General features: G+C 66.7%; 24 protein-coding genes. 13 read left to right on the forward strand and 11 right to left on the reverse strand.

What is annotated here, in order from left to right:
• The first annotated feature begins 49 nt into the window (after positions 1–49).
• The 9 genes from METUNV2_RS0111875 (at position 50) to METUNV2_RS0111910 (ending at position 8,136) form a co-directional block, all read left to right on the forward strand.
• Entirely contained in the window at positions 50–847 is a 798-nt protein-coding gene (locus tag METUNV2_RS0111875; RefSeq protein ID WP_018229698.1) for a TIGR01458 family HAD-type hydrolase, read from the forward strand.
• A gap of 502 nt (positions 848–1,349) precedes the next feature.
• A complete protein-coding gene (locus tag METUNV2_RS0111880; RefSeq protein ID WP_026188109.1) occupies positions 1,350–1,676 on the forward strand; it encodes a hypothetical protein in 327 nt (108 codons plus the stop codon).
• A gap of 130 nt (positions 1,677–1,806) precedes the next feature.
• Positions 1,807–3,345, forward strand: a complete 1,539-nt coding sequence (locus METUNV2_RS0111885; protein ID WP_018229700.1) for a transposase — start codon at positions 1,807–1,809, stop codon at positions 3,343–3,345.
• Between the two features lie 187 nt (positions 3,346–3,532).
• The gene (locus METUNV2_RS0111890) at positions 3,533–4,264 is read left to right on the forward strand and encodes an AbiV family abortive infection protein (protein ID WP_018229701.1); all 732 of its coding nucleotides are present in this window, start codon (positions 3,533–3,535) and stop codon (positions 4,262–4,264) included.
• A gap of 535 nt (positions 4,265–4,799) precedes the next feature.
• A complete protein-coding gene (locus METUNV2_RS19855; RefSeq protein ID WP_157281401.1) occupies positions 4,800–5,183 on the forward strand; it encodes a hypothetical protein in 384 nt (127 codons plus the stop codon).
• Positions 5,183–5,623: a DUF2846 domain-containing protein gene (locus METUNV2_RS0111895; RefSeq protein WP_018229702.1), complete on the forward strand. Its 441-nt coding sequence runs from the start codon at positions 5,183–5,185 to the stop codon at positions 5,621–5,623. The genes METUNV2_RS19855 and METUNV2_RS0111895 overlap by 1 nt, the downstream gene beginning before the upstream one ends.
• Before the next feature lie 450 nt (positions 5,624–6,073).
• A complete protein-coding gene (locus METUNV2_RS0111900; protein WP_018229704.1) occupies positions 6,074–6,679 on the forward strand; it encodes a DUF502 domain-containing protein in 606 nt (201 codons plus the stop codon).
• A gap of 229 nt (positions 6,680–6,908) precedes the next feature.
• Positions 6,909–7,622, forward strand: coding sequence for a PEP-CTERM sorting domain-containing protein (locus METUNV2_RS0111905; RefSeq protein ID WP_018229705.1), 714 nt, complete (start codon positions 6,909–6,911; stop codon positions 7,620–7,622).
• Positions 7,623–7,695: 73 nt separating this feature from the next.
• A complete protein-coding gene (locus METUNV2_RS0111910) occupies positions 7,696–8,136 on the forward strand; it encodes a DUF1810 domain-containing protein (RefSeq protein ID WP_018229706.1) in 441 nt (146 codons plus the stop codon).
• Positions 8,137–8,176: 40 nt separating this feature from the next.
• On the opposite strand, the gene METUNV2_RS19860 is transcribed toward METUNV2_RS0111910, so the two are convergent.
• A complete protein-coding gene (locus METUNV2_RS19860) occupies positions 8,177–8,884 on the reverse strand; it encodes a PEP-CTERM sorting domain-containing protein (RefSeq protein WP_018229707.1) in 708 nt (235 codons plus the stop codon).
• A gap of 272 nt (positions 8,885–9,156) precedes the next feature.
• Between METUNV2_RS19860 and METUNV2_RS19165 the strand changes: the two genes are divergently transcribed.
• Together METUNV2_RS19165 and METUNV2_RS0111925 are read left to right on the forward strand one after the other, a co-directional pair.
• On the forward strand, positions 9,157–10,836 hold the full coding sequence (locus METUNV2_RS19165) for an ABC transporter ATP-binding protein/permease (RefSeq protein WP_018229708.1): 1,680 nt from the start codon (positions 9,157–9,159) through the stop codon (positions 10,834–10,836).
• Between the two features lie 201 nt (positions 10,837–11,037).
• Positions 11,038–12,282 carry a methyl-accepting chemotaxis protein gene (locus METUNV2_RS0111925; protein WP_018229709.1) on the forward strand — a complete coding sequence of 415 codons (1,245 nt, stop codon included), beginning with the start codon at positions 11,038–11,040 and terminating at the stop codon, positions 12,280–12,282.
• Positions 12,283–12,318: 36 nt separating this feature from the next.
• Here the strand turns inward: METUNV2_RS0111925 and METUNV2_RS0111930 are convergent, their stop codons facing one another.
• Entirely contained in the window at positions 12,319–12,978 is a 660-nt protein-coding gene (locus tag METUNV2_RS0111930) for a pyridoxamine 5'-phosphate oxidase family protein (protein ID WP_018229710.1), read from the reverse strand.
• Positions 12,979–13,137: 159 nt separating this feature from the next.
• Here METUNV2_RS0111930 and METUNV2_RS20135 point away from each other — a divergent pair, with 159 nt between their 5' ends.
• Positions 13,138–13,635: a c-type cytochrome gene (locus METUNV2_RS20135; RefSeq protein WP_018229711.1), complete on the forward strand. Its 498-nt coding sequence runs from the start codon at positions 13,138–13,140 to the stop codon at positions 13,633–13,635.
• 46 nt (positions 13,636–13,681) lie between these two features.
• On the opposite strand, the gene cybH is transcribed toward METUNV2_RS20135, so the two are convergent.
• Together cybH and METUNV2_RS0111945 are read right to left on the reverse strand one after the other, a co-directional pair.
• A complete protein-coding gene (cybH, locus tag METUNV2_RS0111940) occupies positions 13,682–14,386 on the reverse strand; it encodes a Ni/Fe-hydrogenase, b-type cytochrome subunit (protein WP_018229712.1) in 705 nt (234 codons plus the stop codon).
• Between the two features lie 40 nt (positions 14,387–14,426).
• Positions 14,427–16,103 carry a methyl-accepting chemotaxis protein gene (locus METUNV2_RS0111945; protein ID WP_018229713.1) on the reverse strand — a complete coding sequence of 559 codons (1,677 nt, stop codon included), beginning with the start codon at positions 16,101–16,103 and terminating at the stop codon, positions 14,427–14,429.
• A 351-nt stretch (positions 16,104–16,454) separates the two neighbouring features.
• On the opposite strand from METUNV2_RS0111945, the gene METUNV2_RS0111950 reads away from it, so the two are divergent.
• Positions 16,455–17,102: an SGNH/GDSL hydrolase family protein gene (locus METUNV2_RS0111950; RefSeq protein WP_018229714.1), complete on the forward strand. Its 648-nt coding sequence runs from the start codon at positions 16,455–16,457 to the stop codon at positions 17,100–17,102.
• 6 nt (positions 17,103–17,108) lie between these two features.
• On the opposite strand, the gene METUNV2_RS0111955 is transcribed toward METUNV2_RS0111950, so the two are convergent.
• From METUNV2_RS0111955 to METUNV2_RS0111985, 7 genes are all read right to left on the reverse strand, one after another.
• Positions 17,109–17,732, reverse strand: coding sequence for a PEP-CTERM sorting domain-containing protein (locus tag METUNV2_RS0111955; protein ID WP_018229715.1), 624 nt, complete (start codon positions 17,730–17,732; stop codon positions 17,109–17,111).
• Between the two features lie 73 nt (positions 17,733–17,805).
• Positions 17,806–18,879: a PEP-CTERM sorting domain-containing protein gene (locus tag METUNV2_RS0111960; protein WP_018229716.1), complete on the reverse strand. Its 1,074-nt coding sequence runs from the start codon at positions 18,877–18,879 to the stop codon at positions 17,806–17,808.
• Between the two features lie 177 nt (positions 18,880–19,056).
• Positions 19,057–19,830, reverse strand: a complete 774-nt coding sequence (locus tag METUNV2_RS0111965) for a hypothetical protein (RefSeq protein WP_018229717.1) — start codon at positions 19,828–19,830, stop codon at positions 19,057–19,059.
• A gap of 37 nt (positions 19,831–19,867) precedes the next feature.
• The gene (locus tag METUNV2_RS0111970; protein WP_018229718.1) at positions 19,868–21,628 is read right to left on the reverse strand and encodes a DUF5666 domain-containing protein; all 1,761 of its coding nucleotides are present in this window, start codon (positions 21,626–21,628) and stop codon (positions 19,868–19,870) included.
• Between the two features lie 2 nt (positions 21,629–21,630).
• The gene (locus METUNV2_RS0111975; RefSeq protein WP_018229719.1) at positions 21,631–22,455 is read right to left on the reverse strand and encodes a DUF6502 family protein; all 825 of its coding nucleotides are present in this window, start codon (positions 22,453–22,455) and stop codon (positions 21,631–21,633) included.
• A 136-nt stretch (positions 22,456–22,591) separates the two neighbouring features.
• A complete protein-coding gene (locus tag METUNV2_RS0111980) occupies positions 22,592–23,641 on the reverse strand; it encodes a DUF5666 domain-containing protein (protein ID WP_018229720.1) in 1,050 nt (349 codons plus the stop codon).
• Positions 23,642–24,466 carry a DUF6502 family protein gene (locus METUNV2_RS0111985; RefSeq protein WP_026188111.1) on the reverse strand — a complete coding sequence of 275 codons (825 nt, stop codon included), beginning with the start codon at positions 24,464–24,466 and terminating at the stop codon, positions 23,642–23,644. It lies immediately after the preceding gene.
• Positions 24,467–24,468: the final 2 nt, after the last annotated feature.

Genomic DNA, 24,468 nt, shown 5'->3' on the forward strand with positions numbered 1-24,468 from the left:
GGCGTGGTGCCGGAGGCACGCCCGGGGGCCCGCGAGAAGGAGCCCCGCCATGTCCCTGCCCCTGCCCTCTCACCCCCAGGCCCTGCTGATCGACCTTGCCGGCGTACTGCACGTGGGCGACCGCGTGCTGCCCGGCGCCGTACCCGCCCTCGCCGCGCTGCGCGCCGCCGGCCTCAAGCTGGTATTCATGACCAACACCACTCGCACGCCCCGGCGCACGCTGGTCGCGAAGATGCAGAAACTCGGCCTCGACGTGCGCGACCACGAACTGCTCACCGCGCCCGGCGCCACGCAGAACCTGGTGCGCAGCCGTGGCCTGCATCCGCACTGGATCGTGCATCCGGACCTGCGCGACGAAGTCGGGCCGGACGCCGCCGAGCCGGACGCGCTGGTGCTCGGCGACGCCGGCCCATATTTCGACTACGCCACGCTGAACACCGCCTTCCGCCTCATCATGCGCGGCCTGCCCTTCATCGCGATGGCGCGCAACCGTCACTTCAAGGAAGAGGACGGCCTGTCGCTCGACATGGGCGCCTTCGTCGCCGGGCTGGAATACAGCACCGGCGCCCGCGCCGAAATCGCCGGCAAACCCGCCGCCCCCTTCTTCCAGGCCGCACTCGATCTGGCCGGCGTCACCGCCCACCAGGCCATCATGATCGGCGACGACCTGCGCGACGACATCGGCGGCTCCCAGGCCGCCGGCATCGCCGGTGTTCTGGTGCGCACCGGAAAATACACCCCGGCGGACGAGCAGGATCCGGACATCCACCCCGCCGCCATCGCGAACGACTTCGCCGCCTTTGCGGACCAGTTGACTGGAAAACGGGCGAGCTGTCGGGCGGCGTGAGGCAGCTCCCACGCTATACAGCCCGAGCAGGAATCAGATGACCTTCGCCACGGGAAGTACCGAGGCCAATGTGATGTACGAGGCCGGAAAGGCGTCGCAGTCAAATCGTCAGCAGCCCGACCTGAAAGCCCTCAGCGGGGCTCATCGACCGATTAGGCTCGCAGCATGTCCGCCTCGCCCGGAGGTCTGAGCGTGTCCGCGCGCCCTCTCGTGTAACACCGCAGCCTTCATACTGTGCGTAAACACAGTTCAATAGGTAACACGATGATTTCAATACCAAACAAGTTGCACGGTCTGCTGGAATATCACGCAGCGTTCTGATATATCACGCAGATATGATGTATACATCACGTTAGGCGACAACATGAACACGCTTCGATCCAGGGTTCGGGAGTTTGCGTGGGTTGCACCAGGGGCAATTCTGTTCGCAGTCGCAGCCGTCCTTTGGGGCTCACGAGACACTTGCGATAGTGGCGGCTGCGCAGTTGGCGTTGTGATTGCCATGGTCGTGCTTGCCATAGCGTGGCCGATCGCTGCGGTAGTGTGTTCGAAGGTCGCGGCCTGGCTCTCCGAGAGGCGTAGGCTCAACTTGTTCACGTTCGTTGTAGCGGTGGGGGCGGTTGGGGCCGCCCTCTGTGTCCCGATGGTCGCCGTTTCCATCTGGAGCCAGTTTCTCCTTTTCGAATCGTTCGTGCTCTTGGCCTTCGCGTTAGCCACAGGCTTTGCGATCGCAATAAGTTGGTGGGCGATTCGAATCGGGTTTGCGCTGAGCCCCGGTGTCATCGCACTGTCGCCTAACACCTCGCTCGAGCGGACGCTTGAGGGATAAAGTGCCAAGCTCGTACGTCAGCGCGCGCGCCGCTCAGCTCAACCGTTGAGGCTGTAGAAAAACCCCTCCCCACCTTCGTTCGTTTACATGCCGTCGTTATGATTGCGCATCGCCTCCCCGGAGCCCTGCGATGCCGCGATTCAAGACGCCCGACTACGACCTGAAGCTCATCCCGGTCGATTTCGCGCAGCAGGTGCTGCCCGGCACCTTCGAGTTCGCGCTCTGCCACCTGGTCGACAACGAACTCGATCTCTCCACGCTCCGCACCCGCTACGCCAACGATGCCGGGGGTGCCCCGGCCTTCGATCCGGCCGTGCTGCTCAAGATCGTGCTGCTCGGGTACTCGCGCGGGCTGATCAGTTCGCGTTCCATCGCCACCGCCTGCCGCACCAACGTGCTGTTCATGGCCGTCTCCGGCGACAGCGCACCGCACTTCACCACCGTCGCCCACTTCGTCAGCCGTCTGGGCGATGAGGCTCGCGCGCTCTTCACCCAGGTACTGCTCGTGTGCGACCGCCAGGGGCTGATCGGGCGCGAACTCTTCGCCATCGACGGCGTCAAGCTGCCGTCGAATGCATCCAAGGCCAAGAGCGGCACGCGTGCCGACTTCGAGCGCGAAGCCGCAAAGATGGAAGCGGCCGTGCAGCGCATGATCGGTGAGCAGAAGGCGCGCGATGCGCAAGCGAGCAATGACGACGCAGCCCGTGCACAGCGCACCCGAGAGCGCTTGAGCCACGAAGCAGCAAAGATCCGCGACTGGCTCGCGCGCAACCCACGTGACAGGCAAGGCGCCAAGGGCGCGCTGCGCCTGTCCAACCGCACCGACAACGACTCGGCCAAGATGGCCACCGCCAAGGGCGTGGTCCAGGGCTATACCGGCGTGGCCACGGTCGATGCGGCCCACCAGATCGTGGTCGATGCCCAGGCACACGGCACCGGATCGGAACAGGAACTGCTGTTGCCAGTGATCGATGCAAGCAGCGCACAGCGCAAAGAGCACACCGCGATCTGCGCTGACGCCGGCTATCACTCCGAGAAGAACCTCGCCGGGCTGGAGAGCCGGAACGTCCCCGCCTGGGTGTGTGACAACGGTTACCGGCAGCGCGACCCGAGATACGCCGATCAGGCCAGACACAAAGCAAAGCCTGACGCGCTGTGGGACAAGAGCGAGAAGGCGAAGCTGGCACGCACGGCCAGCAAGAACACGCGCTACGCCAACACCGACTTCACCGAAGCGGAAGACCGCAGCCACTGCCTCTGCCCGGCGGGCAAGCGCCTCTATCGCAACGGCGCCGAATGCACGATCAACGGCTACGCCGCCACCAAGTACACCGGTGCCGAGCGCGACTGCGTGCCGTGCGAGCAGCGCAGCCGCTGCCTGCGCACGCCAGAGAAGACCAAGGTGCGACAGGTCGCTTTCTTCCGCGGCAAACGCGACGGCGTCGAATCACACACCGAGCGGATGAAGCGGCGCATCGATTCCAGCGAGGGCAAGCGGATGATCGCCGCGCGGTTTGCCACCGTAGAGCCGGTGTTCGGCAACCTGCGGCACAACAAGCGGCTCGCCCGCTTCACGCTGCGCGGGCGCACAAAAGTGGATGGGCAGTGGAAGCTGTACTGCCTGGTGCACAACATCGAAAAGCTCGGGCACCACGGATACGCAAATTAGGTAAGCTCGCGGGCAGGCCACGACTACGGCATCGCGCCGGTCAAGGGCCACGGCTGACGTCAGGGGACGACGATGAAACGAAGATCGAGATACTGAAATGAGGATGAACCACTTCGGACCGGCCAAGGCCGGAAGCAATCGCTTGCCCCGCAATGGGGTTTTTCTACAGCGTCGTTAGACGCCTTCCATGTCTTCGAAGAAGCTACCGTCGTACAAGGGAAAATTGAGTGCAAAGCAGATCGCCGACGGAATGAACGCAGCGAACGCAAATGCAAGACGCCTGCTTGAAGACGCTCAGGCCCTGGTGCAGATTGGCCGCTTTCCAACCGCGGCCTCTCTCGCTGCCTTATCGATAGAGGAATCCGGCAAAGTCTCGATACTTCGGAGCCTTTCAACATCCAAGTCTCAAGAAGAAGCTGCTGCCGCGTGGAAGGACTACAGGTCGCACACCCGAAAGAACGTCCAGTGGCTCCTTCCCGACATGGCGCTAAAGGGCGCGCAAAAGCTGGAGGACTTCCGCCCTCTTTTTGACGTTAACGCAGAGCATCCGCACTTACTTGACCAAGTCAAACAGCTCGGGTTCTACACAGATTGCCTTGGCAAGGGTAACTGGTCGGTTCCCTCCGAAGTTGTCGATGAGCAGCTAGCAAAGAGCCTGATTCAGGTAGCCGCAGTCTCTGTTGGCAAGAAGGAGATCTCAGTGAAAGAAGTCGAGCTATGGATTCAGCATGTCGGGTCCGCCCCCAAAGGCGACTTAGCTGCCGGAAAGAAAGCTCTGGTTTCTTGGTACGCAGCCATGCAGGAAGCCGGCTTGTGTCCCAGCGGAGAAAACCTGATGGAGCGGTTCATTCATCTGGGCATTCCGATGCCACAGGCGTCTAACCCCTCCTATATGGACTCCCCCCAAAATCAAGACTGACCGATAGTCTGGTTTTCCCGGGTAGATCACTTGCAGTCGTATATCTGGCATCCGTAGTGGGTTTAGAGTGACCCGTGCCGACATGGAATCTGCGCGGCGAGCGGCAACCGGGTGGCGCCGCGACCGCTGAAAGACCGCCTGCGGACGGCCGGGTTCTGGACGGCCTTGGTGGCACAGGCCTACGCCGGGGAAGTTTCAGGGTCGGGCCACGTTTTCCCCGCGTACCGCTCGCCGAGACGGCTGGCCCGACATGCGCTTTCCGCCGCCGCCCCGATACGTGGATCTTTACCGAAGACACTGAGTAGGCACGCCGTCTGAGGCGAAGGCTTCGTCCGGCAACACCTGAAACCGATGACCCTTCCGACTGCGCTTTGCGCGAGGTCGATCGGCGGGCGGCGTCTGTGCAGGTTCGATCCAGTGACCCAGCACTCAGTAGCTCAAAGCAATAATCTAATCTGCAGGTGCTAAACTCCGCGCCCGTTCTGATCGATCCATACGGCATTTTATGGTTTTCCCCCGTGCTACCGGAAACGGCATGCGCATGCATGGCTGTTTAGCCATTTCGCTTATCACGCTCGCGGCGTGCGCATCTGAAGTACCCCGCCAGCCCGCCCGATTCCAACCCGCAATCGAGGTTGCGTCGGTGCGCAGCGTCGACCGCGAAATCGAAGTTCGTCTGGGCACCGGCTACACGCGAGTACTTGCCTCCGGTTCGCGCTGGCGACAGGTCGGCGCCGTTTCTGAGGGGAGCGTATATGCGTCGAGCGGAAGCACATTTTCCGTAGAAGGTGCGCATGTCCACGAAGCCTACCTCGTCGTGAAATCAGGACGACTCGTCGGATTCTATCTGCCCGTGGAACGCGCGTTTTCGCCGATATCCTCCGATCAAAGCCCAACTCTCTGGAAGGAGTACGAGTAATGCGCAGTACGCTTCAAATGATTGCCGTTGCCACCGCAGTGCTGGCAGGTTGCGCGTCCGGTCCGCGCTACACGGAGGTCAGGCCCTCCATGCCCGCACTAGGAGACGGCAAGGGGCGCATCCTGTTCTATCGGACGGCGAATGTATTCGGCTCTGGCATACAGCCAGATGTGAAACTCAACGGAAAGGTTGTCGGTAGCGCACAGCCGGGCGGGTTCTTCTATATGGACGTGCCGGCCGACAACTATGAGGTCGTGCTGTCGACCGAGGTCGACAAAAAGCTGACGTTCGCACTCGGCGCGAACGAAGAGAAGTGCGTGCGACTGTCGGTTGGACTTGGCGTAGTGGTGTATCGCGTCTATCCCGAGATGGCGACACCCGAAACCTGCGAGAAGGAAATCCCTGACACCAGTTTCATCGGACAGGCGAAAGGGAAGTAGGTCCTCGCGAGCTGGAGCGCCCATGGCCCGGCACCAGGGAGGACTGTCCACGCCATAACTGTCCTAACGGGCTGGAGAGAAACCCGGCGCCCTGCTCTGGGCGCGGGTTTTGAGGCAGACGCCTGCCCCGAAACGTCTTCCTACTTTTCCCGATTTCCCACGCGCGGCCAAGAGAATCCCCAGGCGTCGACATTCAGCTACATGAGCCTGGAGCAACGCGTGCCGAAGGACCACCCGCTGCGCTGGAGTTGCCCCCGTCCGATGGACAGTTTGTGGCTTGAGAATCAAGCCATGTGATCGTACTCGATAGCAGGGTTATCCACGGGGCTGCCGCCGACCACATCCGGGCCGGGGCGCGCGGCCGGGTTCGCGGCGCCCTGCCGGCGCAGGCCTACGCCGGCCGACATGTTCGCGCGGTAAGCTCACCCGGTTCCGTTCCGACTGCCTGCCATGAAGCGTCGTCTTTACCGGTATTTCTTCCGCGGCCTGATCACCTTTCTGCCGGTGTTCCTGACCCTGTACGTGCTGGTGATGTTCGTCACCTGGACCGAAAGCGTGGCGATGAAGCTGGTCCATCCGCTGACCGGCGATTTCTATCTGCCGGGCCTGGGCATCGGCCTCGGCGCGCTGCTCATTATCGGCCTCGGTGCGCTCGTGTCACGCCCGGAAACCGCGCGCTGGCTGTCCATGCTCGAACTACCGTTCAACAATCTGCCTGTGGTGAAGAGCATCTATTCGTCGCTGAAGAACTTTGCCGACTATTTCGCGCCGCACGCGAAGTCGCCGCAGCAGGTGGTGCTGCTGCGCATGCCGGGCAACGAGATGGGCATCGTCGGGCTGATCACGCGGCAGTCGATGGCCGGCCTGCCCGCCGAGCTGTCGGAGCTGGAGGATCAGGTCGCGGTATACCTGCCGATGGGTTACATGATCGGCGGCTACACGGTGTTCGTGCCACGTGCCTGGGTGACGCCGGTGAACATGTCGGTCGAAGAGGCGATGCGCATGGCGCTGATCGCCTTCATGTCGTCGAACCGGACAGGCGGCACCGGAAACTGAGGCGGCGGCGCGGGCGCCCTGAGCACCGCCCGCCCTTGCCTCATGCGGCGGTAAGGACCACCCGGCTTCACTACGCGCATATGCGTATTGAGTCATGCGCCGCGTCCGACCAGAATGCGTCCGCACCGTCGGCGCGCGCACCTGTCATGCAGGTGACCGGGCCGGACGGGTCAGCCAGTCGCGCCCGCGACCGGTGACCGTGGATGAACCGGACACAGGATGCACCGCCATGAAACCCCACCCGCTCATTGCCTCTCTCGTTATCGGCCTGTCGGCGCTGTCGCACGCAGGCAGCGCGGCAGCAGCCCCCATCGTGCTCAGCACCCTGCCGTCGTGGGACGGCAACGAAAGCATCGGCGATTTCGGTGCGGCGGGCTTTTCCGCCTGGGGGCAGTTCTTCCGCGCACCGACTGGCGTCAATCGCATGCTCGACTTCACCTTCGTGCTGAGCGATGCGCTGCAGGGCAGCGGCACCACGCCGGTGCCGGTCACCTTGCAGGCCTATCTGGTGCCGTACGACATCGCGGCCCGCCGCATCACCGGCCCGGCGCTCTACACCAGCGCGCCGGTCACCGTACCGCTGACCGACGGCCTGCAGTTCGTGCCCTATACCTTCGACATGGATGTCGAGGTGGCGGCGGCGAGCGGCTACTTGATGTTCATGTTCGCCAACAACTACGACGTGCAGATTCCGCTGGATTCCCGGCTGCGTGTGGCAACAGCGGGCGAATCCCTCCAGGTCGGCGCCTACAACACCGTGCGCGATGCCGACGCCAGTCTGGATACGGTGCTCGCGGCCCAGTGGTTCTCGCTGGCCGGGCCGGATCTGGCTTTTTCCGCAACCTTCGACAACCGCCCGACCGACGTGCCGGAGCCGGGCACGCTGGCGCTGCTGGCCGGCGCCGGCCTCGCCGGCGGGTGGATGCGCAGACGGCGAGCCTGAGCACAGGCCCCTTTGCCGGACGCCGGTGGCTGGGCGTACGCTGCGGTGATCCGCAGCTTCCGTCGCCGGCGCCATGACAGCTCCCGCCCCTGCCCTGCTCGACCGCTTCCTGCCCGCCCAGGACCGCGACTACGCGGTTGCACTGCAGGAACTGAAGGACGGCCACAAGCGCAGCCACTGGATCTGGTACGTGCTGCCCCAGCTGCGCGCACTGGGCCGCAGCCCGCGCGCGCGGGAATACGGCATCGCCGACCGGGCGGAGGCGGTGGCCTACCTCGCGCACCCGGTGCTCGGGCCGCGGCTGGTCGAATGCGTGCAGGCGGTGCTCACCCATCCGGACCGCAGCGTGGTCGACATGCTGGGCGAGATCGACGCGCTGAAGTTCCGCTCCTGCCTCACGCTGTTCGCCGAGGTGGCGCCGGACGAACCCTGCTTCCGCCGCGCACTCGCCGTGTTCTACGACGGCGAGCCGGACCGCGAAACGCTGCGCCTGATGGCATCACCCGCGCGCTGAACGGAGCACCGCGCAGCGCAGCCGTCTCCGCGGTGGCTGGTCAGCGTACGCGACGCTGACCGGCGATACCGCCCAGCAGACCCAGGCCGGCCAGCATCAGCGCGGCCGACGCGGGTTCGGGCACGGCCGGCGTCAGCGCGCGCACGCTCACGTTGTCGAACATCACCGCCGCTGAGCTGAACGACATGTCCATGCCGCCGGAGCTCAGGTAAAGCGTGTGCGTGCCGGCGCTCAGCGTGAGGTTCACGCTCTGGCCCAGGTGCCACACGTTGGGCGTGAGCCCGCTACGCAGGATGGCCTGATACTCGTCGCTGTAGGTGCGCGAGAACACGGTGTTGGGCACCACCACAGGCGTGACGCCCGGCGCCGATCCGTACATGTTGTCGAGGTAGATCTTCGCGCCGTTGTAGCCGGTGCCGGACGACACATTGCGCAGCAGGTAGTCGAAGGTCAGCAGGTAGCTGCCGGCAGTCGGCGCGACGAAGGACTGGTAGATGTAGAAGCGGTCGTAGTTCGGATTGCGCGGCCCGCTGGTCGCGAACAGCATGGCACCGTTATAGACGGTGGCATTGTCGATCTGGCCGGTGATGCCGACCCAGCTGTCCGGAATGCCGAAGTTGGTCTTGCCGCCCTGCGAGGCGGTGTGGAAGGACGAGAAGTCACCGTTGGTCAGCAGATCGGGCGCAACCGCGCCGGCTTCGAAGCTAAGGGCGGACAGGACGAGCGTTGCAGCAAGCAGTTTTTTCATCGGTAAGGGCTGGATCAAGGGTGAAGGCAGACGGACTTTCGCCACCTCACACCGTTGTCGCGGCACGCAGTGGCGCCAATGCAAGGTCCGATGACTTCGCCATGACGGCGCACCGACACCTGATCGACGGGCTGGATGCTGAAGCCCCGAGCTTAGGTCCACATTAAGTCTGCGGCCCGAACAGACCGCCACTGCGCAGTTCTTCACGCGGCCCGCTGCAGCAGTCTGCGGCCGCGCTAACATCGACGCGCCTCCGCCACCCGCGTCCGCCCATGACCACGATCACCGCCCGCACCTTCCGGCTCGCCGCTCCGTTCTGGCGTGATCCGGCGACCCGTCGTAGCGCCTGGCTGCTCGGGGGCGTGCTGCTCGCGCTGACCGCGCTGGTGACCGGCCTGAACTACGCGCTCACGGTGACCCAGAAAACCTTCTTCGACGCGCTGGAAGCCCGCGACGCGCCCGGCTTCGTGCACGGCGCGACGCTGTTCTTCGCCGCGGTGGCCGCCTGGATACTGGCCGCCACGCTGAAGAACTACATGGAACAGGCGCTCGAAATCCGCTGGCGCCAGCGCCTGACCGCCACCACGCTGGCGCGCTGGCTGGACGGCCACACCTTCTACCGCATCGAGCGCGACCGCAGCTGCGACAACCCGGACCAGCGGGTGAGCGAAGACATCACCGAGTACGTGCGACTGATGATCCTGCTCGGCCTCGGCTTCGTCGCCAACCTCGGCACGCTGGGTTCGATGGGCTGGCTGCTGTGGTCGTCCGCCGGGCCGATGGATTTAACTGTCAGCGGCCACAGTTTCACCGTGCCCGGCTATCTGTTCTGGGTGGCCATCGGCTGGGGCGTGCTGCAGACCGTGGTCACCCACATCGCCGGCCACCGGCTGGCCGCGGTGACCGTGGCGCAGCAGACGGTGGAAGCGGATTTCCGCTTCGCGCTGGCCAAGGTGCGGGACTCGGCGGAACAGATCGCGCTCTACCGGGGGAACGGCGTCGAGCAGCGACGGCTGGGCAGGCTGTTCGACGCGATACGCGGCAACTGGCAGGTGCTCATGCGGCAGAACGTGTGGCTGAATCTGGCCAGCGGCGGCTTTTCCGGCGTGGCACTCGCGGTGCCGGTGCTGGCGGTGGCACCGAAGGTGCTGGCCGGCGACATGACGCTGGGCACGCTGATGCAGGACGTGGGCGCCTTCACCGAAACGTCGGCCGCCATCGCCTGGTTCGCGCTCTCTTACCGCGAACTGTTCCAGCTGTCGGCGCGGGTGCAGCGCCTGAGCGCGCTGGAGGCGGCGATGGCGCAGCCGGAGCCGGACGGCATCACGCTGCGGCGCGACCCGGCCCAGCCCGCGGTGCAGGGCGCGGACATCGTCCTCGCGCTGCCGGACGGCCGGGCGCTCAGCGCGGTCGGCGCACTGCGTTTCGCGCCGGGCGAGCGCTGGCTGGTGCGCGGCCCCTCCGGCTGCGGCAAGAGCACCCTGCTGCGCGCGCTGGCCGGGCTGTGGCCTTTCGGGCGCGGGCAGATCACGCTGCCCGGCGAGGCGCGGCTCATGTTCCTGCCACAGCGCAACTACCTGCCGGACGGCCCGCTGAAAGACGCGCTGGCCTACCCGGCCGACGCCGCCGGCCACGACGACGCCACGCTGGCGCAGACGCTGGCCGACTGCCGGCTGCCGCATCTCGCGACCCGGCTGGACGAGCACGCCGACTGGGCGCACACGCTGTCGCCCGGCGAGCAGCAGCGCCTGGCCTTCGCCCGCGCACTGCTGTACCGGCCGGACGTGCTGTTCATGGACGAAGCCACCAGCGCGCTCGACCCGGACACCGAAGCCCACCTGATGGGCCTGCTGCTGGCGCGCCTGCCCGGCTGCACGCTGGTGAGCGTGGCCCACCGCAGCACGCTGGACGCCTTTCACGACCGGCAGCTGGATCTGGCCGCGCGCGCGTAAAGGCGCCGGCCGATCGCCATGCAGACAGTCCGGCAGCGACAAGCGGATGAGTTGATTGCCGGCATCTTTCGCCGGCCGTGGCACGCACGTCCGGTCGCAGCGCACCGATTCAGGGGGTATTCCCCGCTGTTTTCGCAGCGCAACACCGGGGCCGGAAGGGGCATGATCACCGTTCTGCCCCGACAGCACCCGGACACATCCATGGATTTCATCTCGCGCAGCATCCGCAACAAGCTTCTGGTCATCTGCGGCGGCGGCACAGCCGCGCTGCTGGTGGCGGCCGTGGTCGGCCTCGGGGTCGAGTGGTCGGCCATCGACACGCTGGCCGGCGACGTCACACGCGCCCAGGCGCAGGCGATACGCGCCTCGACGCTGCACACGCTGATGCTGATCGGCGGCGCTTTCGCCGGCGTGGTGGCGGTCGCCTTCGGTCTTTTCCTGTGGGCGCTTCAGCGGACCATCATCGGCCCGGCGCGGCAGCTGTCGGCTGACCTCGAACGGCTGGCCGGCGGCGACTTCCATGCGCGGGTGGCGTGCAGCACGCGCGACGAACTGGGCGACATCGCGCGCAGCGCCGAACGCATCCGTCACGACCTCGGCGCGCTGGTGTCCCAGCTCACCGAGTCGGCGCATTCGCTGTTCGACGCATCGCGCACCGTGAGCGGCGAATCCGGGCGGGTGGCGGAAGCATCGAGCGCGCAGACGGAGGCCGCCAGTTCGACCGCCGCCGCGGTGGACGACGTGACCGCCGGCATCCGTCAGGTGGCGGTCAATGCCGGCAACGCGGCGCAGCAGGCCGACGCTTCGCTGGCCCAGTCGGCCCGGGCGCAGGATCACCTGGGCGAACTGCGCGGCGCGGTGGTGCGCGCAGCCGGTGTGATGAACGAAGTGTCGGGTGCGGCCGAAGCCTTCATCGACAATGCGCAGGAAATCACCCGGATGACCCGCGAGGTGCGGGAAATCGCCGATCAGACCAATCTGCTGGCGCTGAATGCGGCCATTGAGGCAGCGCGTGCCGGTGAAGCCGGTCGCGGTTTTGCGGTGGTGGCCGACGAGGTGCGCAAGCTGGCTGAAAAGTCCGGCGCATCGGCCGACGCGATCGACACCATCACCCGCTCGCTGTCCGAGCGTGCCGCCAGCCTGTCGGAAGCGCTGGCGCACGGCCGCGACGCGGTGGGTGAAGCGGAATCGTCGAGCGACTCGGCGCAGCAGGTGATCGGCGCCGCCCATCAGGCGGTGTCGGTCGCGGCGCACGAGGTGCAGGGTATCAACCAGGCGCTGGAACAGCAGAGCCGCGCCGCCGGCGACATCGCACGCAATGTCGAACAGATCGCCGGCATGTCGGAACAGAACCGTTCGGCGGTGACCACGCTGTCGGCGTCGGTCACCCACCTGCAGTCGCTGGCCGGCCGGCTGAGCGACCTGACCGGCCGCTTCCGGCTGTAAGGGCGGAGGGTAGGGGCGGAGGATAAGGGCGGAGGTTCAGGCCTCCGGGTGACCGGTCACCACCTTTTCCATCCACTCCTCGATGGCGATGGTGCCGGCCGCCTGCGCACGGGCGGCATCAGCCGGCGGCAGCACGTCCTGCACCAGATCGATGCGCTTCCATTCGGCCAGCGGCGTTTCGCATTCGGCACGCGGCACGTAGCGCGAACGGTCGCCGCGCTGGAAGCGGTGGATGTAGCGCGGGCAGTTCTGCCACAGCTCCGACAGCTCGACCCGCACGATGAAATCCGCCTCGGTGTAGGCAGCCATCATCGGGTCGTCGCGCGACACCGTGGCACGGCCCTGTACCCGCACGCGGTGCGGCTTCTCGAAGGAAATGAACAGCAGCCCCACCTCAGCGCTCTGCGCGATGTTGCCCATCGAATAGAACATGCCGTTGCCGTCGTAGCTCGGGAACACCAGGGTGGTGCTATCGACCACGCGCACGAAACCCGGGTCGCCGCCCTTGTACGACACGGTGGGCCGGCCACGCGCATCGACCGTGGACAGGAAGAACATGTCCATCGATTCGATGAAGCCCTTGGCCATGTCGTCGAACTCGGTCTTGCAGGCCAGTTCCTCGACGCGGTCGGCCATTGCGCGGGTGCCGAATTCATCCTGGAAGGCGCGGTGCTGCGGATCGTACAGTCTGCTCAAGGCAGAATCTCCTCATTCACGGACAGTGGCGCCGGACGCTCCGGCCCGGTCGCGGAACGCAGCATGCCACGCCCGCCGCGCGCTGCCACTCCGCAGTGCAGCAAGCCTGCAGCGCGGCCAGCGGCTACTCTGCATCTGTCGTCACGGAGGAGAACCGACATGCCTGCACGCACCCTGATGAGCGCCTGTGTCGCCACCCTGCTGCTCGCCGCCTGCGGCAAGCCGGCGGAGCCGCCCGCTGCACCCGCTGCAGCCGTAGCGCCACCGGCCGCCGCCGTGGCGCCGCCGCCCGCCCCTGCTCCGGCTCCGGCAGCGCCTGCTGCAACGGCCGTGGAAACGGCCTCGCCACCGGCAGCGCCCGCTGCGCAGGTTGCGGCTGCAGCCGGTGCCGACGTGGTGAAGGGCTGGAAGACCTGGCGCTCGGCCGCCTGCGAGCGCTGCCATGGCGCTGCGCAGGAAGGCATGGTCGGCCCCTCGCTGATCGAGTCGCTGAAGCGGCTGAGCAAGGACGAGGTGAAAAAGACGGTGCTGGAAGGCCGGCTGGAGCGCGGCATGCCGAGCCATCCGTATCTGGCGGACAAGTTCGACGACCTGTACGCCTATCTGAAAGGGCGCTCCGACGGCAGCATCGCCAAGGTGAGGCCAGACGGCGCCTGAGCGCCGGTCCGTGCTGCCGGCGGCGGAGTGCGCCGCCGGCGCCGCTTCAGTCGCGGAAGGAGCGCCAGCCGCTGATCATGGTCGAAATGATGCTCTGGCGGCTCATGATGTCTTCGCGCAGCGCGGCATACACATGCACGAAGATGAAGCTGAGCAGCACCCACAGGCCCAGCCGGTGCAGGCTGTGCACGGTCTGGCTGTCGCCGAGGGCGACCAGCACCCAGCCGAACAGCAGATCGCTCCAGTGACCGTGGCCGGCCCCTTCGCTGTACAGCGCGAAGCCGGTGGCGATCATGAACAGGCTGCCCAGCACGAACAGGAAGAACATCATGACCGCGGCCAGCGGGTTGTGGCCGGTGTATTTCTTCGGCCGGTCTTCGAGGAAGAAGTACCAGCGCAGTTCGAACATGACTTCGCTCCACCAGGCGCCGTTGAACAGCGGCGGCAGGAAGATCTGCCGCGCATGCTCGTTGCCGACGAAGGCCCAGTAGATGCGGCCGGCGAAAGCCACCGCCAGCACATAGCCGGCGGCGAAGTGGGCGAAGCGCACATAGCCCATCAGATACATGTCCGGATCGTTGCCCGGCAGCATCAGGAAGGGCTTGCCGATGAAGTAGCCGGTGGCCATCAGCACCGTCATCGCCAGCACGGTCACCCAGTGCCACAGGCGCACCGGCGCCTGATAGACATAGACCGAATGCAAAGTGCGACCCTGCTGCGCGACGTGATGCATCTGTTCGTGTGAAAGCATGTTCTCCCCCTTCCCGTGGATTCTCTGCCGGTCGGCCGGCTCAGGCGGCCAGCATCATGTCGGCCGGCACGCCGGCACGCAGCGTGCCCCAGTTGCGTCCGCCACGACGCATCGGCAGCGCGATGTCGAAGTACAGCGTGCCGTCGTCGGCGGCGAAGGGCTGCATCAGCAGCGCACGGTCGCTGCCGGCGGCACGCTGCGCGATGTCGGCCGGCGCCGGGCACGCACCGCTGTGGCCCAGCACCTGACCGGACGGCGTGGTGACCAGCGCGTAGCGCAGCACGCTCACCTCGCCGCGCAGCGCGCCGACCGCCCGCGTCACTTCAGGCAGCGGCACCGCGCGCGCGGCGCTGGCCGCCATTTCCTGGCCGTCGTCATCGACCGCCAGCGTCGGCGCACCGGCCACCGCGGCGCTGCACTGGTCGCGGTAGCGGCCGAGCACGCTTACGATGGATTCGAGCTGATCAGAGCCGACGCGGAAGGAGGCCGCCAGATCCTGGATGCGCTCGGTCGAGCGGCTCACCTTGCCCAGATTGCGCTCGCCGTCGAGCATGAGCCGCGCCACCCGGTCGCAGCCATCGTGGATGTCGCTCACCAGCGCGTGGATGCGCTCATTGCTGTCGCCCAGGCTGCGTATCGCATCGCCGGTGCGGGCGATGCGTTCGCCCATTACTTCGTACTCGCCCACCATGTCGCCGAAGCGGCCGGACACCACGCGCACCGCCTGACCGGTGGCCATGATGTGGTCGCGGATGTCGTCGGTTTCGGCGCGGGTGCCGGCCACCAGCCTGTTCATGCGGTCGATGTTCTGGCCCACGTTTTCGGTCGCCACCTTCACCTGCTCGGCCAGCGAACGCACCTCGTCAGCCACCACCGCGAAGCTGCGGCCATTCTCGCCAGCGCGCGACGCCTCGATCGAGGCGTTCAGCGCCAGCAGATTGGTCTGATCTGAAATGGTGCTGATGATCTGCACCACCTGACCGATTTCAGCCGACTGGTCGTGCAGCTGCTGCACCGTGCGTTCGAAGGCGGCGACCCGGGTTTCGAACTGGTCGACCCGGCGGGCGGCGGCCTGCAGTTCTTCCAGCGACAGCCGTGCGGCATCGATGTGGCGCCGGGTGGCCTGGTCGAGGTCGGCCGCGTGCTGACGCGCGCTGCCGACCGCGTCGCGCGTGGTGGTGCCGGCCACGAACACCTGTTCGGCCAGTGCGCGCTGCGATTGCGCCAGCTCGGCGGTATCGCGCAGCGAGCGCGTCAGGTGGGCGGTGTGGCAGGCCGCGCCCAGCGTACCGCGACGCACCCGGAACACCATGTCGCGCACCCGGCCGTCGCGTTCGGCGATGAGCTTGCTGATCGCCTTGACCGGCGAACTTTCGGGCAGCACGAACTGGCTGGACAGATCATTCACGTCGCGCCCGGTGTCGGCCAGCGCTTCGGCCATCTGCGCGATGGTGCGGTCCATCTGCCGGATGTAGAGCGCATCAGCGAAGGCGATCATCGCACCGGCGGCACAGGCCAGCAGCGCTGCGGCGCGCGGATTCACCCAGTCGAAGGCGGCGGCAACACCGAACAGCGCGAAGAACAGCGCACAGAAGGCGAAACTGCCCATGCGCAGCGGCGTGGACCGGGTGAGGTCGACCGTACGCGCCGGCGGCGGTGCCTGGTCGGCCAGCCCGTCGTCGAGCGAACCGGCTTCCTGCTTGGAGTGCTTTGTCATCGGTCTATCTCCAGCGAGTTGTACGCGACACCGGCGTGCGATGTCGCAGCGGAATGTCGCCTGCGGACTGCGTCCCGGGTCAGGCAACGATCGACTTTACGGCGTCGCCGGATATCGCTTGAGCTGGAAAACCTGTCACCGAAATCGTGACATATGGCGCACAGATGCGGCTTTCAGCGCATTCCAAAAACGCGCCGGAAGGATGACGAAAGGATGAATCGAACGGCCACACAAGGCGTCGGCAAGCGCTGGCGGAGTGCAGCCTTCATGCCGCGGGTATTTGCGCAACGCAGCACGCAGGCCGTGCCACACTGTCCGCCGCACTCATTTAATTTTTTGATGGAGCGCGCGATGCAGCAAATACTGGTCTACGCCGACTCGCTGTCCTGGGGCATCGTGCCCACCACCCGCCGCCGGCTGGACTTCGACCAGCGCTGGCCCGGTGTGCTGGAAAACGCGCTGAACGACGGCACGCGCCGGGTGCGCGTGATCGAAGATTGTCTGAACGGCCGCCGCACCGTGTGGGACGACCCGTTCAAGCCGGGCCGCAACGGCCTGCAGGGCCTGGCGCAGCGCATCGAAATCCATTCGCCGCTGGCGCTGGTGGTGCTGATGCTGGGCACCAATGACTTCCAGTCCATGCATGCTCACAACGCCTGGCATTCGGCCCAGGGTACGGCGGCGCTGGTGCGGGCGATCCGCGAGGCGCCGATCGAGCCGGGCATGCCGGTACCGCCGGTGCTGGTGGTGGCGCCACCGCCGATCACCGCACCGCGCGGGCCGATCGCGCCGAAGTTCGAAGGCGGCGAGCACAAGTGCGCCGGTCTGGCCGAGGCGCTGCGCGCGGTATGCGGCGAACTGGGCTGCGCCTTTTTCGATGCCGGCAGCGTCATCCACGCCAGCCCGCAGGACGGCGTACATGTCGATGCCGCCCAGCACGCCGAACTCGGGGCGGCGCTGGCGGCGCCGGTGGCGGCCCTGATCGCACAGGACCGCTGACGCAGATCAGCCCTCGCGCCGCACGCGGAAGCGGGCACCGGCGGCGATCAGGCCAAGCCCCGCAAGAAACAGCGCGCCGGTGGCGGGCTCCGGCACCGCCGGCAGCGCGGCCAGCGGCGTGGCACGGTAGGTGAAGTTGTCGAACGCCAGATGGTCCCAGTCGTCGCCGCCCTGACGGAAGGTGATCGCCATGTAGTCGATCGGGCCGCTGTAGCCGGTGCTCATGAAGGTGTGGGTGGCGGTGAAGCGCATGCGGTTCTGCGAATCCGCGCGGCCGTCGAACACCACCTGCCCGTCGTTCGACAGCACGAAGTAGAACGAGCCGTTGGCGTCCGCGCCGCGGCGGCTCCAGAAATCCGCGCCGTCGAACCAGAAATCAGCGCCATCGACACGACGTAGCGAGATCGCCGTACCGGCGAAGGCCACGAAGGCGTCGGACGGCGCCGAAGCAAGCGTCATCGCATAAACGCTGCTGCCCCACTGGAAGCCGCCGTAACCCTGGGGCATCTGGATGCCGCCGCTGATCGGCGCCAGGTCGTTGAAATCAAGCGTGCCGGCGAGCGGCGCGGCCTGTACGGCCTGCGCAGCACACAGCACGGCGGCAAGGGTGAGGCAATGACGGGCATGCATCATCGGATCCGGTGTGTGAAATGAAATGGGCTACCCGGGCGCCGGGCGCCCGGGACGGGAATGCGCCTGCGCTTCAGGGCAGACGGCGGCGGCCGATCAGGCCGAGCAGACCGAGCAGACCGAGGCCGGCCAGCATGCTCATCCAGGTGGAGGCCTCGGGCACCGGTGCGGCTGCGGCAAGATTGGCCGCCGCCATCTGGGAGCCGACGTAGCGGCCGATCTCCCACTCTTCCGGCGTATCGCAATCGACTGCGCACAGCGCCTCGTGGTTTTCGGCGTCGTACTGGCCGAGATACTCGTAGAACTCGTAGCGGCGGATGATGGATTTCCTGTCGCCGAATTCGGCCAGGGGCTGTTCCAGCACCAGTTCATCGCCTTCGCCGCCATTCTTGTCGGCCGGCAGGGCCTGGAAGATGCGCCATTCGATCTCGGTTTCGGACTGTTCGCGCGGCACCACATTGTTGTCGCTGAGCAGTTCGCCCAGTTCGACCTCACGCTCGATTTCGGTGGTGAACACCTTCACCCACTGGGCTTCGCCGTACTGGTCACGGTTCCGCGCCTGCTCCGGCACGATGACCGCCTGCACCACCGGCGGCGCCACCGGGTCAGCGGCAGGCACCACATTCCAGACCGGTGCGGCGATCGGGACATTGCCGCCAACCGCCGACAGCAGGCCGGTCGACACGTCACCGCGCAGCCAGCGGTAGTAGGTCTGGGTGGCGTTCTGGTTCAGCCCGAGGCCGAAATGCTCGCAACCGCTGTTCGCGTAACCCGCACCACCGGTCACACAGGAGTGGCCGTCGGTCGGCGACATGAGCGTGGGCACCGGGGTGGCCGACAGGAAGCGGCTGGCTACGCTGTCGAAACTGCTGCGGTAGCGCACGAACACGCCGCCGGCGAAATCCTCCATCACCGGCGTGCCGTAACGGTGCCAGTCGCCGCCGAAGGTGTACGAAATGTCGGCACTCGATATGCCGTGCAGTTCGATCTCGAAACCGTGAGTTTCCGCGCCGGTGTCGTTATAGACATCGAAATTGCTGAGGCTGCCATACATCACCGGCGTTGCCTGGGCCGCACCGATGCCTGCCGCGCACAACGCCAGGCACAGGCTGGTGCGGATGAAGGTCTGCCCGCTTACGTATTTCATTGTTCGCTCCCTAGTCTTGTCGTGTGACCGGCACCGGCGGCGCCCGCAAAGCACGGTAAATCCGCGGCATCACAATTGAGGGAAATAATCCCACAAACAGAGACTACATCAGACGTGGGATTTTTTCCACCTCGCCTGACGAAACAGGAGGATCGAACGACGCCGCCGACCGGAAGGTCAGAACATGCGCCCGACAATGAGGCCCGAGCCCCAGTCAGGGCTGGCGTCGGAGAAGCCGGTGATGGCGTAGATCTGCGCCTTCCACTGGTCGCTGAAGCGGTGCGAGGCGAACAGCGTGATTTCGCTGATTTCGTCGGAGCTGGGTCGCAGACGCTGACGCCAGTCATAGCTCAGCCCCACCGTGGTGGTCGCGCCCACCTTGTGGGCCAGACCGATGGACGCGAACACCGGATTGCGGAAATCGATGCCGTCAGGATCGCCCATGCGCTTGTAGCCCACGGTGCCGAACAGCGATGCCGGCCCGATGCTGCGATAGACGTCGGCCTGCACGGTGAAGTCAGCCTTGCCGGTGCCCAGACCGTGCGATTCGCTGCCGGTCTGCAGTTTCACCTTGCCGCCGAGGTCGAGCACCCAGCCGCCGGATTCGAACACCGTGTAGCTCGCACCGGCGACGATGTCGCCCAGACCGGATTCGGTGCTGCGACGATTGCCCGCCGGATTGCCCACGGTCACCCGGTCACTGCCCGAGCCGACCACGCCACCTGGCCCGCGTATGCTTACCCAGGGCACGGTGAGCCTGAAGGTCCAGTCACCGGTTTCGTACTTGCCGATCACCGGCACGTAGACCGTGTCGGTCTTCTGTGTGCCACCGTACTTGCCGCTGCTGAAATCCAGCCCGCTGCTCAGCGTGAAACTGCCTTCGGCATGTGCCGCGGTCGCCACCAGCAGCAGCCCGGCGACCGCGGTCGCCCCTGTCTTCACGTACTTCATGCGCTCTCCCCGTCCGGACCCTGCTGTCCGGCGTACTTCAACGTTCGATCTTCTCGACTTTCTCAAGCTTCTCGATCTTTTCTGGCTTCTCGACCTTCTCGGGTTTTTCGATCCTTTCCACCCGCTCGATCTTCTCTATCTTTTCTACCTTCTCCACCTTCTCGACCTTTTCTACTTTCTCGACCTTCTCCACTTTTTCGATCTTCTCGATCTTCTCCACTTTCTCAGCCTTCTCTACCTTCTCAGGCTTCTCGATCCTCTCGGCTTTCTCCACCTTCTCGACCGCTTCGATCTTTTCCGGACGTTCGGTCCTTTCCGTCTTGTCCGTCACCTCGACACGGTCAATCTTTACCGCCTGTTCCTTCCCGCGTTCAGACAGCGTGTCCTCCGGTTTTTCCCCCTGTCTGTCGTCCTGCCTCTGCACGCGCCCGGCGGCTTCGCCGCTCTTTTCCGCCTCGCGACGGCCGGTGGCATTCGATGTCGTGCGCAGGCGCTCACTGCGGGACGACAGGGTGTCCAGCCCCTGCGGCACGTCGGCGTCCACCTTGTCGGCGCGCAGCACGCCCTGCTCGATGCGCCCGGTGATGCGCACGCGCTGATTGTCCAGCCGCGCGCCAGGCACCGTCCCCTCCGGTGCCACACCTGCGGCGGCCCTGACCGGCAGCGCGCCCGCCTTCAGGGTGCCGTCGGCGAGCGATCCGCTGGCCAGCGCCTCGATCACCACTTTCTGCGCACGATCGGCGAAACGCAGCGTGGGGTCGGCCGCCACTGCACGCACCACCAACGCCTGCCCGTTCCACTGGCCCTTCACCAGCGCCGCGCCCTGCTCGCCAGGCACACCAGTCGAGCCGTTTGCCAGCGCATTCGCACCACGCACCGCCATGCCATTCATTCGGGTGGTCGCGCCGGCACCCGACTGCAGCACACCGATGGCGGACGCTTCGGTCAGACCGGGCGCGGCGTCGATGCGCGAGGCCTGGATGCCGCCTGCGGCGTTGCGCAAACCGCTCACCTTCACCATCTGGCCCGGTGCCAGCGCCTGGCCGCCGCCAATCCGCGCACCCGGCATCAGGCCGACCGGCTGGCCCATCACCGAATAACCGCCGCCCTGCGTGCGACCGAGCGGGCCTTCGAGCACATGGACGATGGCAACATCGCGCGCCCGGAATCCGCCGCCCGGCGCAGGTACGGCCTCGATCGACACGATCTGGCCGACGGCCAGCTTGCCGGCATCGGCCGAGCGACCGTTCTCGCTGACCGGTGTCGCGGCGTCGTACTCGACGTGCACGCCATTGACGCAGACCGACGCGAAACCGGTGATGACGCCGACGATGCCGACCGTCTGGTCGCCGGCGAGCCCGATGCCGGTGCCGCCTATGCCGCCGCTCCCACCCTCACCGCCGTCGCCCGGCGAGCGTCCGGTACCGCCGACGCCACCGGTCGCATCGGCACGCTGTCCGGTCCCGCCCATGCCGCCCGGTGACTGAACGGTGGAACCGGTTCCACCCATGCCACCGGGGCCGGCCGCCTGCGCACCGGTTCCGCCCAGTCCGCCCTGTCCCTGCGCCTGCACGCCGGTGCCTCCGGTTCCACCGGTCGGCGCCGCACCGCTCACGCCGGTACCGCCGATGCCGCCTTCTCCGCCCTCGCCTGGCGCGCGACCGGTTCCGCTCACGCCACCCCCAGCCGCCGGAATGCGCGGATCGCGGCCATCGAGCTCGGGGTCGAGGCAGGCCGGCGCAGCCAGCGCCAGTCCGGCCTGCATGAAGATGAGGAAGGTCAGCAGGCGGGACAGCATGGTCAGTCTCGCTCCTGGCCGTCGGCCACAGAGGCGTGGAAATAGATGCCGAAAGTGAAGCGGCGGGCATCGCCCTCGTCCGGCCCCGGCGCCGCTGCGTGCGCCGCCTCGGCATTGAGCGCCTGCAGCGCCTGCATGCCCAGCGCGGACGCGCGCACGCGCAGCGCAGCCACCGCCTCCGGCGACAGCCGCCGGTAATGCACGCTGCGTTCGAACCAGGGGTCAGGCCGGCCCAGCGTGTTGTCCACTGCAGCCATCGCGTGGTCGCCGACATGCAGCGCGAGATAGCTCAATTTTTCGTCGAAACCGCTCTGCGGCACGAAAGCGGCGGTGTTGAGCACCACCTCGTCGGCTTCGTTCAGATGCACCACACCCAGACGCAGCCATTCGTCCAGCACCGGGCGGGCACGGATGTCACGGGACACCGAAGCCACCAGCGCGTCGAACGAACAGTCGCCCCCGGCACTGGCCAGCCGCGGCAGCGCGCGCGGGCGACCCTGTGCATCCAGCCAGCGCCCGGCGGTGGTCCACAGGCTCACCAGCTGCGCGCCCAGCGACACCGTGCGCGGCAGCGCCGCACCGGCGTCCGGCAACGCGCGCAGCCGCTTCACGTCCTTGCGATGTACCCCGGTCAGCAGGCTCACCCGGCTGTCGGTCGATGCGCCGCCCGGCCCGCTGTCTTCCAGCGCGACCTGAACATAGACGCGCTTGAGCAGTTCGATCGCCAGCGGCAGCGTGACGCCGCGCGACAGCATGAGCCGGACGAGCGGGCGCAGCACGGTACGTACCGCGGAAGTCAGCAGATCCGGAATACCGGCGTCGGTCATGAAACGCTCTGGATGGGCCACAAAAGTGAGTGAAATTATCCCACGTTTTGAGACCACCGAACGCTTCGCCGCGAAGCGGGCCACCTTTCACTGGAAAAGCAGGCTGCCAATGAAGCAACGAGGCAACGAGGCGCGATCAGCGTACCGGCATGGGCTGTCCGCCCGGCAGCGCGTCCACTTCGTCAGCGACGAAGCGCCCGTCCGGTGCGATGCGCCCGGTCATGCGTACGCGGCGCACCTCCAGCGCCTCGCTGGCGACAATGCCGCGCAGACGGGCGGACGGACTGCCCACCACCTGCAGCCCGCAGCCATTGAGCGAACCGTCATCCAGTCGCCCGCTGACCAGCGCTTCCAGCACCACGTTGCCCACCCGGTCGGCAAAGCGCAGCGAGGGATCCATGCGGGTTTCCCGGATGCGCAGCACCCGGCCGTCCCAGTGGCCGCGCGCCAGCAGCTGCCGTGTCGGCGACTCGGCCGATTCATCCAGCGTGCCCTGAACCGGCAGCCCGTCGATGCCCAGCACGTCGTGGTCGTGGCTGACGTCGCCGATCACGCTGGCAAGATCCAGCGCCGGCGCGCGTTCGATGCGCGAGGCGTGCACCCTGCCGCCGGGCGCACGCATGCCGCTCACCTTGACCATATCGCCCGGCTGCAGCGGACGACCGCCGTCATCCACCCGCGCATCCGGCAGCAGCAGCACCGGCTGGCCCATCACCTCGAACCCGCCGTCTTCACGGCGCGCACTCAGCGGACCTTCGAGCAGTTGCACGATGCCGATGTCGCGCGCGATCAGTGCGTCGCCCACCCGTTCGGCCTCGATCGAAACGAACTGCCCGACCGCCAGCGCCGCCGTGCCGGCCGGCCGGCCGTTCTCGCTGACCGTCGCTGAGCGGTCGTACTGCAGGCGCAGGCCATTGACGCAGATGGAACCGAAACCGGTCACCACACCCACCACGCCGACACGAGCGGCGGGCGCGCGACGGGCACCGGTACCGCCAATGCCATCGGCCAGCGGGGCACCGGTTCCACCGATGCCCCCCGCGTCTCCGGGGCCGTGCCCGGTGCCGCCGACGCCCCCCGCTTCGGCATGCCGGTCCGGCACGCCCTGGCCCGGGTCGATGCACACGGGCGCGGCCTGTGCCGCCATGGCGGCACACAGGCAAAACAGGGCAGCAATCAGACGCACTTACCGGGACTCCTCTGACCTTTCATCATCGGCGTAGAAATAGACGCCGAAGGTGAAGCGCCTGTTAACGGCATCACCATCGGCTGCGGGCGTATCGTCCTTCACTTCGCCATTGAGGGCCTGCAGCGCGCTCATGCCCAGATCCGAAGCGCGCGCGCGCAGCGCGTCGACCTCGGAGACCGACAGGCCGCGGTAGTGCACGCTGCGCTCGAACCACGGATCGCTGCGGCCCAGCGTGTTCTCCACCGCCGCCATCGCATGGTCACCGACATGCAGCGCGAGATAGCTCAGTTTTTCCTCGAACCCTTCCTGCGGCACGAAAGCAGCCGCATTCAGCACCACCTCGTCCCGCTCGGTGAGCCGGGCCACGCCCAGGCGCAGCCACTCGTCGAGTACCGGGCGTGCCCGGATGTCCTTGCTCACCGTGGCCACCAGTGCGTCGAAGGACAGATCGCCGCCAGCGCTGGCCAGCCGGGGCAGCGGGCGCGGCTGGCCGTGCTCGTCCACCCACGGCGCACGGCGGGTCCACAGGCTCACCAGCTGGGCGCCCAGCGATACGGTGCGTGGCAGGCCGGCGTGCGCGCTGGGCAGGTTGCGCAGGCGTTTCACGTCCTTGCGGTGAACGCCGGTCAGCAGACTTACGCGACTGTCGGTCACCGGCTTGCCGGCGTCACTTTCTTCAAGCGCGACCTGCACGAACACGCGCTTCAGCAGTTCAACGGCCAGCGGCAACGTGACGCCGCGGGCCAGCATCAGTCTCACCACCGGACGCAGCACGGTGCGCAGAGTCCGGGTCAGGGCATCGGGAATGGAAGGATCAGTCATGG

The organism is Methyloversatilis universalis EHg5 (assembly GCF_000378945.1).
Classification (GTDB): Bacteria; Pseudomonadota; Gammaproteobacteria; order Burkholderiales; family Rhodocyclaceae; genus Methyloversatilis; species Methyloversatilis universalis_A.